Below are 13,484 nucleotides of genomic sequence, written 5' to 3' on the forward strand. Positions count from 1 at the left end.
CAACAAAAAAGTTGATGTATTAAATAAAAATCTTTTGAGCAAGCTGTTTATCCACAGCAACTCTAGATTCTTTAACGTTTACAATGAGATTTCCGCCAATCTCACTTACAACCGTAACGTATCCGCCAGGTACAAACCCCAGCTCCTGCAAATGGCGTTTAACTTCTTCGTTACCACCAATTCGCTTAATCATTTGTTCTACGCCTGTTGGCGCTACAACTAATGGCATCATATATACTTCCTTTTACATGTAAAAAATTTTTAGATAATTCTAACAGTTGTGTCGAATTTTAGTTACATTCGCATAATTTATGTTAGACTTCTCTAACAACCTAAACTACTATAGCATTATTTAACTCAAGTTTCAAGAGACTAACTAAAGTTTTTTATGATAATTTCACAAAAAAAGAGGCACTGTTTCTACAGCACCTCTAACCATCTTTTATTACTTTCCAATCATCGTACCAGTCTGACCACCAACTGCGTTGCCAGCATCTGATAGTTTTGTAATCAGTACCTTACGGATTGCTGAATCGCCAATATAATCAATGGCAGCCTGAATCTTTGGAGCCATATCTGTGGCACCAAACTCACCAGCTGCAAGCATCTTCTTAGCCTCAGCAACTGAAATATAATCAAGTGGCTCCTGATTTTCTTTGCCAAAGTTCTTACAAACCTTTGACACAGAAGTAAGGATAACCAACATATCTGCATCAACCTCTGATGCGAGAAGTCCAGCAGCAGTATCTTTCTCTACTACAGCCGAAGCTCCCTTTAGCTTATTATCCTGAGTAAGCACTGGAATACCGCCACCACCAGCTGCAATAACAACCTGGTCTGCATCACAAAGCGCTCTGATAGCATCAATCTCTACAATCTCCATAGGCTTTGGAGCAGCTACGATTCTACGGAATCCGCCCTCAACCTGAACTGTATGATTTCCTTTTGCTTCTTCAGCCTCGGCCTCCTGAGCATTCATAACTCGGCCAATAATTTTTGTTGGTTTATAAAAAGCCTCATCATAAGGGTCAACTGTAACCTGGGTAAGCACTGTAGAAACAGGCTTATAAATGCCTCTACCTACAAGCTCCGAACGAATAGCCTGCTGTAAATCATATCCAATATAGCCCTGACTCATTGCCGAACAAACTGACATAGGAGTAGGTGTATAATCCGGATGATTCTGATAAAACTCAGAAAGTGCAGTATGAATCATACCAACCTGTGGTCCATTACTATGTGTGATAACCACCTGATAATCCTGCTGAATAAACTCAGCCACTGCAACAGCTGTACGCTTTGTAGCGTTCCACTGCTCCAATACTGTAGTACCAAGTGCGTCATGTCCTAATGCAATAACAATTCTCTTCTTACCCATGTGATGCCTCCCTTTAGTAGCGTTTTCTGCCTCTTTTATTATTAACTATTGCCAGAATAATAAGTGCCCCCAAAGCTACTCCAGCAAAGTCAATCCACATGTCTCTAATCTCTCCTGAGCGTCCCACAACAAAAAGCTGAATAGTCTCATCTATAAACGACACAAACAACCCAACAAACGTAGGAACCGCAAACTTATTAAACGGACCATAAATATCATCAGACAAATCCGAACAAAGCAATGCGCCCAAAATTAAATACTCCAAAAAATGAGCCGTCTTCCTAACAATAAACATGCCATTTTCACTGCTCAACAAAAACGGAAAAATCTTCCCGAGCAACTCAAGAAATCTGCCGCTCTCACCTTCCGAAACCACTGCCGGTTGCAAGCTGTGCCCCCAAATCACACACAACCACAGTAAAATAATAATTCTAAGTACTATTCTCTTCTTATTCATGCTCATTATTGTAGCATATTCACACCCCCATGGGGACACAATTTGCCACATTTTCTATTATTTGCCATCCGGCACCCTTCGCCCCGCCCGTCCAGGGCCTTCCACCCCTTCATATACACAATTTCGCGAATATTTCAGTTTTCCAATACGCAAAAGGGAGCATCCCGCATGTGTCTTTCTATGGATGAACTATTTTGAAAAATGTATTTATACTGGGCGGACATACTAGTATATCCCAATTGGTACAACTCAGGTCTCAAGGGGGAATCGGGCTCATGTTACGTTCGCTAAGAAAAATTAAAAAGCAGGTTTTGTAGATTTAGACACCGTGCTTTATACGACATCGTGTCGCGTGTCGCACTTGCGCCGCCGTCCTAGCGGCGCATGCCTAAATCTTACAAAACCTGCTTTTATTTTTCTAAGCTCACTCCAAAATCGCCCAATTCCCCCTGAGCCTGAGTTGTACTAGTTTAGTTTTATTTTGTCCGCCCATTAAATACATTTTGCAAAATTGTACAGACATGAGAAAGACACATGCTAATAAAAGATGCGATTCTTTGCGTATTAGGAAAACGAAATATTCTTGCGAAGTGTATATGAAGGGGTGGAAGGCCCTGGACGGGCGGGGCGAAGGGTGCCGGATGACGTTGGGAGAGAAAATGTGGCAAAGGGTGGCAATGCAGAGGTGTGAATATGCTACAAAAAAGAGGACCTCATAAGTGAGATCCTCTTAGAATTATTATTTTACTGGTCTGTGTCGAGTTTGTGGGTCAGCGTGACTTTTACGGTTTCTTCTTTGTAGTCAGCGTCATGCTTGGCCACGGTGATTTCTACGGTTGTGCCAGCGGATGTGTATTGCATGATGTTGTTGAGTGTGTTGAAGGATGTGACGGCGCGTCCGTTGAAGCCTGTGATTACGTCTTCAGCTTCGATTCCGGCTGCTTCAGCGCCTGAGCCTTCGATTACTTGTTTGATGTATACGCCAACTGGAATGTCGTATGCTTCAGATGTTTCAGTTGATACATCGAATCCTACGATGCCGAGGTAGCCGGCGTCCTCATCTGATACAACATCATTGTCAATCATTTGCTGGATGATGTCCCAAGCGTATGAGATTGGGATTGCGTAGCCCATACCTTCGACTGTAGTGTCAGAAAGTTTTGCTGATACAATTCCGATTACTTCGCCCTTGACGTTTAAAAGTGCTCCACCAGAGTTACCTGGGTTTACGGCTGCATCTGTCTGAATCAAGGAATTAGTAACTACGTTACCATCGCTGTCTGTGATAGATACTTCTCTGTCTAATGCAGAAATGATACCTGTTGTAACTGATGTGCCGTAGCCCATTGCGTTACCGATTACAATGGCTGCTTCACCAACTACGCTGTTGTCTGAATCTCCAAGTGTGGCTACCTTTATTGCTGATAATGTTTCCTTAGGAATATCATCAACTTTTACCGATACAACGGCTAAGTCACATGAAGAATCTGTTCCTTTGATTTCACCCTCTACTGATTCTCCATCATTGAATGTGATGGTAAGGTCCTGTGAACCAGTAACTACGTGATTGTTGGTTGCAATGTAAATGTAGTCCTCATCCTGAGAGATGATGATTCCGGAACCTGCAGAGGTCTGCTCCTCTTGGTATGGTCCGAACCATGTCTGATACTCAGTTAGACTGACATTTGTAACCTGAACGATTGCTGGCAATACGCTGTCTGCAACCTTTGATACATCTGTGGAAATGATGGTTGATTCAGTAGTAGATGAAGCAGTTGTGGCAGTTACATTGTCTAATATGTCTGATGCTAATTCTTCACTGGCAGTCTCTTCTGCTGCACTTTCAGATGAGTTAGCAAAATATTTATTTGACACAAGTACCACCGACTGGAAGGATATTCCAGCCACTAATCCAAATACTAGTGCTATCAACGCCGCGCGACCTAGCTTCGCAGGGAAATCTCTGTTTTTTTTAGGTTTACGAGGCTGTCTACCATCATCATATGGTGTCCACTGATAGTATGATTCACTTTGATTGTTGTTAAAATCACTCATATAAACGCCTCCATTTGTTATTCTGAGGGTAGTTTAGTCCCCCAATGTGACGGTTAAGTGACGAATTATTCAACAGTTACTGATTTTGCTAAGTTTCTTGGATGATCTACATCATAGCCTTTTCCAACAGAAACATAGTAGCCAAATAACTGAAGTGGAATAATTGCAAGAGAGTTAGTAAAGTACTTGTTTGTCTGTGGAATGTACATTACATAATCTGCAATTTCTTCGATATCTTCGTGTCCAACTGTAGTAACAGCAAGAATGAATGCTCCACGAGTCTTGCATTCTACTACGTTAGAAATTGTCTTTGCATAAATATTTTCCTGTGTGGCAACTGCACCTACAAGTGTGCCATCTTCGATAAGAGAAATAGTGCCGTGCTTGAGCTCACCTGCAGCATATGCCTCTGAGTGAATGTATGAAATCTCCTTGAGCTTTAATGAGCCTTCCATTGCGATGGCGTAGTCAATACCTCTACCAATGAAGAATACGTCCTTTGCTGCAACGAATCTGTTAGCGAACTTCTGGATACGCTCTTTATTTCCAAGGAGCATCTCGATCTGCTCTGGAAGCTTCTTAAGATCTGAAATAAGCTCCTTCATCTCGTCAGCTGAAAGTAATCCTCTTACGTCTGCAAACTTCATCGCAAGTAAGTAGAAGGCAATAAGCTGTGCTGAGTAAGCCTTTGTAGTAGCAACTGAAATCTCAGGACCAGCCCATGTGTACATAACCTTTTCAGCCTCACGAGCGATTGAAGAACCTACAACGTTAACAATTGCAAGAGTCATGTTGCCCATAGCGCGAGCCATACGAACAGCTTCCTTTGTATCAGCTGTCTCACCTGACTGCGAAACGGCGATAACAAGCTCGTTCTCCTGAAGGATTGGATTACGATATCTAAACTCTGAAGCGATGTCTACCTCTACTGGGATACGAGCCATCTCTTCAAATACATATTTAGCTGTAACACCTGTGTGGTAAGCACTACCACATGCTACGATACGGATACGAGAGATTGCTTTAATCTCTTCGTCTGTCATACCAAGCTCTTCAATATCTACAGTGTTGTTTTTGATACGTGGATTTAATGTATCACGAACAGTCTTTGGCTCCTCGTGAATTTCCTTGATCATAAAGTGGTCATAGCCACCCTTTTCTGCTGCATCAACATCCCAATCGATAGTCTTTGACTGCTTCTCGATTGGCTGACCATCAACATCAAAGAACTCAATAGCGTCCTCTGTAAGTCTAGCGATTTCCTCGTTCTCGATGAAATAAACTTCACGAGTATATTTCAGAACTGCAGGCACGTCAGATGCGATTAAGTTACCATCCTTGCCTAGGCCAACAATAAGTGGGCTATCCTTACGTACAGAGTAAATCTGATCTGGATAATCAGCAAAGATAATACCAAGTGCATAAGCACCCTCTACACGGTGCATAACCTTTGTTACACATGTAAGTGGGTCGTTGCCCTGCTTGTAGTAATAATCAAGTAAGTGAGCTACAACCTCTGTATCAGTCTCAGACTTGAATGTGTAGCCACGTCCAATAAGCTTTTCTTTGAGCTTTGCGTAGTTCTCGATAATACCATTGTGAACTACTGCGATTGTCTCTTCCTCATTAAGATGTGGGTGAGCGTTTACTTCGCTAGGCTCACCGTGAGTAGCCCAACGTGTATGACCGATACCGATTGTACCCTTCATGCTCTCGCCATCATGAGTTTTCTCGCTGAGAAGACGAAGACGTCCCTTAGCCTTCTCAAATTCTATTTTCTCTCCGTCAAAAACTGCCATTCCGGCAGAATCATATCCTCTATATTCAAGCTTGCTAAGTCCATCAAGCAAAATAGGCGCTGCCTGTGACTTTCCTACATAACCAACTATTCCACACATATATAATTATCCTTTCAGTGTTATTATCATGATTTATATATAAACCATATGATTTTACTACGAAATATATAAAAAGTAAAATCTCCCCATAAAATATCAATTCATGGGGAGAAAAATCTTGAACTATTTAATTATCAATCAGATTCCTGATTTACTGTTGCACTGCCTTCGCTTGTACCTGTATCATTTTGAATCTTGTCGCTGATAGCATCTACTGCATCAGTTGTATCGTAATCAGTCTGATCATATAAGTACTCGTGAAGCTTTGTAACGTTGGTTGTAAGTGTACATGGAACAACTAAGCTTCCCTTGCTACCATAGGTTCCAGTAGTCAAGTCAAATGGGAATCCTGTAGAATCCACAATTGAGTAATCTGCAACTGATGAAGCCATTGAAATAATCTGTGTAGATGACAAGCTAGTTGAGATTGATGGGAATACATCATCTGTAATCTTGTTAAGTGTAGCTATGTCAGCCTTCTTAGCTTTTTCAATGATTAGCTTTACAACTAAACGCTGATTTTCAGCTCTCTCATAATCGTTGTTAACTGCGTATCTGTTTCGGCAATAACCAACTACCTGAGCACCATTTAATGTGTATGTACCTGGTGAATCAAAATAGCAATCGCTCATTTTGAATCCATCTTCTTCATTTGGATAGTAATCAAGTACATTTTCTACTTCGGCAATGTATCCGGCAAGTGCATTTTGATTTGTCTTTGGGTTGTCTGTGTTAATCATCTTTGATGTGATTTCAAGCTCTAATCCGCCCAAATCATCTACGATAGTAGCAAGCGCATAGAAGTCTACTGCAACGTACGCATCAATGGAAATATCAAGGTTCTCATTGAGCATGTTACATGCTGATTCTGCGCCTCCAGCATTGTATGCATAATTACACTTTCTATATTTATCACTTGTAACCTTGAGGTAAGTATCACGCTGTACTGAAACAAGCTTAACCTCTTTGGTGTCGTTATTGATTGCGGCAATCATGATGGTATCAGAATTACCAGAATCTGTATTTCCTGAAGAACGGTTGTCAACACCAAATAAAGCTATGGTGGTGTAGTTGCTCAAGAGCTCTACTGTCTCTTCATCCAAGTCGTTAGTCTCAGCTTCATATTTCATGCCTGAGTTAATCTTATCAACCTTGTTCCAAAGGAAGAATACAAGCAACAATACTAAGATAATAACTATCTCAACTACAATGATAGCTGTTCTTGCTTTCTTCTTTTTGTTTTTCTTGCCACCCTTTCTACCAGATGGTTTTCTAGATGAAGATGAAGGTCTTCTATGTGAACCACCCTTAGATGATTTGTGTTTTGATGAGCTACCACGTCTAACTCCTGGTGCGCTAGCTGAGTGTGGCGCTGCTGAGCGCGAACGAGATGCTGATCTAGAAGCTGACTGAGATGCAGTTCTTCTAGGCTGTCCCTCATAAGACTCTGAGCCATACTCATACATATCAATATCATCCAATGAAAGATCGTAGCTAACACGATTGTTGTTTGATTCATACCCAGCTCTGCTACGTGTCTGCCCATTATTACTGCGATTTGTAGAACCTGTAGAACGCCCTCTAGTTCTACCGCTCATTCTCAAATCGTAATCTTCAAAATTACTCATTTTAATAATTGTCTCCAATCTCTAGGTTAAAAATAGTAATACTGATTTAGTCTACTCTATAGTTTCAAACATTGTCAAGGATATCGTAATATTTCTGTCATATTTACTAAAATATTAGCAATTATTTTTAGGAAAGGGTCTTTACTCCTAGTTTCCCTCAGATTCCATTCCAGGTAATATGTAATTTTCCACACCTATTGGGAGATTTTTATTGTAAAAACCATCTCCATTACCAATTAATTCCCCATGCTTATTCATAAGGTACTCATGAGATTCTGCTAAGCTAGTGTTATCTTTATTTTTGTATCTGGCAATACACTTGGGGATGACAATAGTTCTGTAGCCTCTCTCTTTGGCCCTGAGGCAAAAATCTAGCATAGCATCTCTGCCTGACAGGTTCTTATCAAAACCATGGAGCATCCTATAAACCTTGGCATCAATCATGCAGCAACCACTGTCCACCATAGATACATCTCTTGGCATACTGCCTAACCCCTCGTAGGTCTCTCTAAAAATCCTCTGTCCATGAAAAGCAGGATACTGAATGCCATCTTCATCATATATATATCCCACATTATCTATAGTAAAACCACGGCCTATAAACCTAACACCCACCACGGCTACATCAGGCTGATTTAAATAGGCATACATTCTTTTGGCATTATTTCTGGTAAATAACTTTACATTTTCATCCTTAAGGAACATATAGTCCCCGGAAAATCTTCTAAAGCTATTTTCATCATATTCAATGTGCCATTTTCTTAAATTAGGATCCACTCGGCCCTGACAGTTTACTCCAGAACGTTTTAAATAAGAAACTGCAAGAGCCATATGTTCATTACAATAGTAACGTTCCTCTGCTCTTATCTCCTTGGTCTTTGGCCTGTTGTCTATTCTTTTGTGATATAAAAGTGCGGGTATGTGCTGAATTTTTTCTTTTTTAAATGTTGCTCTAAGAAGATATTCATACATATAGGCAGTTTTTGCTTTTTCGTTAAACTCACCTAATCTCCTGTACATGCTAACTGGCAAACAAATAAAATCACCAATATAGTTTGTCTGCAAAAGAAGTTCTTTATTAAAATCGCTTTTAAAATGTGGATTCATTCTGTCGAGACCAACAATCTCGTCCGAATCTGTATAGATAATGGAATCAAAATCCTCTTCAGAATTTATCATCTCATTAAAAGAGCTGAGAGTCTTGGCACTAAGTCTGTCATGTTGACCTAGATATACCAAATAATTACCCTCAGCAAAATGAGCGCCAATGTTATACGCATAGGCGCCTCCAGATTTCTTTTTAAGTCTTCTGTAATGAACCTTATCAACAATGTCTGGGAAGAATTCCTTAATTGTCAACTCGATTGCATTAGAAGGATTATTGTCTAAGATATAAAGTTCAAATTCGCGATATTCCTGTTCGTCGATGGATTCAAGACAATCCTTGAACTGGTCCATGTCTGTGTCATTTGTCCATACGACTAAAGTAAAATATGCATCTGCCACTATTTCGAGCCCTTTCCGCCAAAAACAACAGCTATAGTTTTGAATAATAGTTTTATATCAAGTCCAAGTGACCAATTAGATATGTACTCTGTATCCAATGCCACTACTTTTTCAAAATCTTTTATGTCACTGCGACCACTTACCTGCCACATTCCTGTAAGACCTGGTTTGATAGAAAGTCTCGCCTTGTGGTGAAGTGCATATCTCTCATATTCGTCCTCAAGTGGTGGTCTAGTTCCAACCAGTGACATCTGTCCCATTAATACATTCCAGAACTGTGGCAGCTCATCGATAGAATATTTTCTAAGGAAATGTCCAATTGGAATAATTCTAGGATCATTTTCCATTTTGAACATATTGCCTTGAATCTCATTCTGAGCCATTAATTCTTTTTTACGTTCTTCAGCATCCATATACATGGTTCTGAATTTGTAAAATTTGAATCTACGACCGTTTTTGCCGATTCTAGTCTGAGTAAAAAATACTGGTCCTGGGGACTGTATTTTGATTATTGGGGCAAAAATAATAAATGCTATAAAAGCAAACACAAGACCTACTAATGCTCCCACAATGTCCATAAGACGTTTTAGGAATGCCTGTCTGTTGTTGGCGATATGCATACTTGTTGTCAAAACAACATAATCCCCGTAGGTCTCCATTATTCTATTAGGCATAAGATTGTTGGTGTGAATGAGGGACATGTGAACTGTAAGTCCCTGTTCAACTAATCTACCTGCCAAGCTCTCTTCGCTAGCTCTAGTATTTCCATCAAGGAAAACCTCATCAACAACATTAGTTCTCAAATATTCAAACAATGTATCTGCCGAAGCAATAACTGGAATTCCTTGGATTTCCTGGCCTGTCATATCCACGTCAACAACAGCAACGCCCTCAACCTTGAACTCTGTGTATGGGCTATGGGCAATTTCTGAGAGACAGTGGTCAACTGTAGTGGACTCTGCAACTACAATCATTGACGATTTATTAACATCAAGAAGCTTTCTGCGTCTAATGAATCGTTTCCATATAACACGGAACAAATAGGTAAACACTACCATACCTACTGCAGAATAGCCAATAGCTTCTCGTGAGTAGTAGTATGATGTCTTGTTGGCATACATGTAAATGAATATGCCTAAGAAATTAACAAGACAGTGCCAAATCGTCGAGGTTATTTCCTGATATTTAGTTCGTCGCAAAATGCCAGTATAGGTCTCTGTGAAAAGTACTCCTGTCAAATCAATGAATGGCAGAATTTTTGCCAAGCCCTGATAAAGGTTGTACCACTCAAAGCGATCCAGGAAGATAATACTTCCGTCGAACTTAAGGTAAACACCCACGAATAATGCAAGCTCGGCAGCAATCATATCTAGTATTATAAAATCCAGATGCTTGACCCATGAACGTTTTTTCTTTCTATACACGATTTTCTCCCTTAAACTATGGGCACTAGCCCATTAAGTTTAGAGTGTTACTCCGTTTTTCTTGAGTAATTCTTTTGCACTGTCTACAGAATCAACACCGTGAAGATTCTTAATTGGTGCAAACTCTCTCACTCTGTCAACTTCGAATGCAAGATTGCTATCCATCATGTGAACCATATCAAGCACTAAAAGTTCAAATTTGTATCCGTTTGGTTGTTCAGGAGAAACCTTGTTGCCCTCTGCATCAATATGAGCAATCTTTTTCTCCACCACGTGAACAAGCATATTATTGTTAACAATCTCATCTAGCTTTTCAAGTGAGAACAAATAATTAAGGATAACGCCATATTTGTAAAGAAGGCTACCATCCTCCGCTTTTGCCTCTGCCATTTCATCAGACATCTCGTAGTACTCTACGATAGAAGGCTTTCCGTCCTCTAAGCAAAGAAGTCCCATTTTCTCCTGTGGGTCAACTTTACGAACAACCTTTGAGCCTGCCTGGAAGCCACCAGCAATTGTAGCACCAACAAAAACAGGATCAGCGATTCTCTGGCAAACATTATCAACAGCAAAAATGTTAATCCACTTAACACCCTTTGCCTTTAAGTCTTTGTCAAGACCTGCCTTTACCATAGATGCATACCAGCCACCGTTTCCATTAGGAGATGTTGCAAGACGTCCCTTTTCCTCAAGAAGAAGCTTGCCATCGTAATCAACAGCACATGCCATATCCTGAATGAAGTACTGAACATACTCTGGGTTGTATCCAAAATAATCATGCTCCTCAAAGAAAGATCTGGTAGTCTGATCATTTTTTTCACTTGTCATAATATAGAGGGGAATAAAGCAGCCTGCCTGTTTAACCACATCCATAAGATTGTTAATAAGACACTGGAAAATATAGAGCTCTCTAGTCTCGCCAACATTAAAGCATCCTTTTGGCAAATCAAAGCCAAGACGTGTGCCCATTCCACCAGCAAGAAGAACTGCAGCAACCTCACCCTTTTTGAGTGCTTCAAGTCCTACAGCCTCGAACTCATCATGTCTCTTTTCAATCTCTGATATCTCTACAGCAGGAGGAACGGAAAACTCTCCACGTTTAGCAGAATCTCCGCCTCCAATTAACTTAAAATCAGACCAGTTGATATTCTCAATCTGGTTAAGAAGTTCTTTTTGATTTTCTGCAGTAAGCTCATCAAAATACTTCATGACGTGCTCCTGCTTGTTTTCCCTCAATACATTAATAGCTTGCTCTTTAGTAAACATTATAAATTATTCTCCTTTACTTATCTAGCTTAAATGAATAATCAAAGGCCTTTAGCGAAAGATTAGGATTGTAGTATGGGTCCCCCTTGTCCAAAACTGACTTCCATTTAGACATAAAATAATTTGTCTCCGCTTCTAAACGACCTTTTTTCGTAGAATCATTATTATCTAATCCACGACTCAGCGATTCTAAATGATACCATTCTGAAAACGGATTGTAAACGCATAGAAGTTTCTTCTCTCTAAGCTTCAAGCAGTAATCAACATCGTTAAATGCCACTGCCAATCCCTCATCAAAGCCTCCAACACTGAGGAAATCCTCTTTGGAGGTAAGCAGGCATGCTCCAGTAACCGCCGATAAATCCTGCACACAGGTGCTTCGATAAAAATATCCAACCTGCTCGCGACCGCTACCTAAGAACTGAGAATTTGCAACTCCGCCGAGTCCCAAAATAAGTCCTGCATGTTGAACGGTATTATTGCCATAGTACAATCTGGCACCAACGGCGCCTACATCACTACGTCTCACAAATCCCATCATCTCTGAAATGGAATCTGGATTTATCATTCTTGTATCATTATTTAATAGGAGTATATACTCTCCATTTGCTTTGTGTACACCATAATTAACAAGAGCAGAGAAATTAAAATTACCTCTGGTGCTTGGGTGTTCTTTGGTGTAATCATATACCTTTGCATTGATATCACTTCTAAGCTCTAGTTCTCTGTAATATCCACAAAGCTCTGGGTCATTTGAATTGTTTTCCACAATTACAAACTCAATATTATTATATTCGTTTTTATCAATAATGCTATCTATGCACTGCTGTAAATCTCTCAGGTGATTCATGTTTGGAATCACGATTGAAACAAGAGGATTGCCCGGCCAATTATATCTGGTACGGTAATAGCCCAAGTGAGTATCCAGCTCAACTGTGGCAGGAATGCCAAGTCGATTGTAATGCTCCTCCACAGCTCTTCTGCCATTTTCATATGCATACATTTTGGCCTCTGGATGGTCTGCTGTAGAAGCAGGATGTGTTCTCCAGTGGTAAAGGACCCTAGGGATATGATAAATATTGGTGCACTTTTCAAGGACACGTAAATCAAAATCATGATCCTGGGCTCCATCAAACTCTGATTTGATGCCTCCACTGGCCTTTACTATATCTGCACGAACTACAAATAAATGGGTGATATAGTTATGGCTACAAAGTAAATCAATATTGAAATCAGATTTAAAATGAGGAAGGAAATATTCCTTGCCCTCCATATCGATTTTGTCCTCGTCTGAATAGAGAGCCTCAATAGTAGGATCCTCATTCAAAGCCTTTGCTATATAAAACATGGCATCAGCAGTAATCAAATCATCATGATCCGTAAATCCGATATAATCTCCTGTAGCCAATTCCAAAGCTGCGTTGGTATTTCCTGCAATACCTGTATTATCTGTAAGCTTTTTGTAGATGATTCTATCGTCCCATTGACCACCAGTTGCCTTTTTAATAATATCCTCAAGTCCGTCCTTTGGGCTGCCATCTCCCAGGCAAAGCTGCCAGTGTGGATATGTCTGACCTGTAAATGATTTGATTAATTCTGTAAGGAAATACTCTGGTGTGTTGTAAAGAGGAATGACAATGCTGATAACAGGATTGTATTCAAAGTGAGTATTTCTCTGAGCATCTAGCTCTTCTTTTGTAACTGGGTGTGCCTTTAAAAACTGTCTGTAGCTATAATGCTCCTGGTCATGGCCCATGGCCTTGCGGATAGTTTTAGCAACGGTTTTCTTTATTCCATAATGCTGTAAATAAAGAAGCCCCTTTTCTATTTTACTTGTTGGTTCTTTGTATTGTTTTATTTCACTCATTGTCT

Annotated in this window: 10 protein-coding genes; all 10 read right to left on the reverse strand. The window is 40.1% G+C overall.

Annotation, left to right across the window (positions count from 1 at the left end; translation table 11 throughout):
• Window positions 1-19: 19 nt before the first annotated feature.
• The 10 genes from E7276_RS09615 to E7276_RS09660 all read right to left on the reverse strand — a co-directional run bounded on the left by E7276_RS09615 (window position 20) and on the right by E7276_RS09660 (window position 13,479).
• On the reverse strand, window positions 20-229 hold the full coding sequence (locus E7276_RS09615; RefSeq protein ID WP_334298476.1) for a FeoA family protein: 210 nt from the start codon (window positions 227-229) through the stop codon (window positions 20-22).
• Between the two features lie 216 nt (window positions 230-445).
• Window positions 446-1,378 (reverse strand): carbamate kinase, encoded by a 933-nt coding sequence (gene arcC, locus E7276_RS09620; RefSeq protein WP_294216828.1) that lies wholly within the window; start codon window positions 1,376-1,378, stop codon window positions 446-448.
• A gap of 13 nt (window positions 1,379-1,391) precedes the next feature.
• A complete protein-coding gene (locus E7276_RS09625) occupies window positions 1,392-1,835 on the reverse strand; it encodes a VanZ family protein (RefSeq protein ID WP_294216831.1) in 444 nt (147 codons plus the stop codon).
• 744 nt (window positions 1,836-2,579) lie between these two features.
• Entirely contained in the window at window positions 2,580-3,890 is a 1,311-nt protein-coding gene (locus E7276_RS09630; RefSeq protein WP_294216833.1) for a S1C family serine protease, read from the reverse strand.
• Window positions 3,891-3,955: 65 nt separating this feature from the next.
• Complete coding sequence (glmS, locus tag E7276_RS09635; protein WP_294216835.1) at window positions 3,956-5,788, reverse strand: glutamine--fructose-6-phosphate transaminase (isomerizing); 1,833 nt, start codon at window positions 5,786-5,788, stop codon at window positions 3,956-3,958.
• A gap of 134 nt (window positions 5,789-5,922) precedes the next feature.
• A complete protein-coding gene (locus E7276_RS09640) occupies window positions 5,923-7,416 on the reverse strand; it encodes an LCP family protein (protein ID WP_294216837.1) in 1,494 nt (497 codons plus the stop codon).
• A gap of 147 nt (window positions 7,417-7,563) precedes the next feature.
• Window positions 7,564-8,922, reverse strand: coding sequence for a glycosyltransferase family 2 protein (locus tag E7276_RS09645; RefSeq protein WP_294216839.1), 1,359 nt, complete (start codon window positions 8,920-8,922; stop codon window positions 7,564-7,566).
• Complete coding sequence (locus E7276_RS09650; RefSeq protein WP_294216842.1) at window positions 8,922-10,346, reverse strand: sugar transferase; 1,425 nt, start codon at window positions 10,344-10,346, stop codon at window positions 8,922-8,924. The genes E7276_RS09645 and E7276_RS09650 overlap by 1 nt, the downstream gene beginning before the upstream one ends.
• Window positions 10,347-10,385: 39 nt before the next feature.
• The gene (locus E7276_RS09655) at window positions 10,386-11,612 is read right to left on the reverse strand and encodes a UDPGP type 1 family protein (protein WP_294216844.1); all 1,227 of its coding nucleotides are present in this window, start codon (window positions 11,610-11,612) and stop codon (window positions 10,386-10,388) included.
• Window positions 11,613-11,628: 16 nt separating this feature from the next.
• On the reverse strand, window positions 11,629-13,479 hold the full coding sequence (locus tag E7276_RS09660; RefSeq protein ID WP_294216847.1) for a glycosyltransferase family 2 protein: 1,851 nt from the start codon (window positions 13,477-13,479) through the stop codon (window positions 11,629-11,631).
• Between the last annotated feature and the right edge of the window lie 5 nt (window positions 13,480-13,484).

The sequence above is a fragment of the Pseudobutyrivibrio sp. genome (assembly GCF_015057185.1).
GTDB lineage: Bacteria > Bacillota > Clostridia > Lachnospirales > Lachnospiraceae > Pseudobutyrivibrio.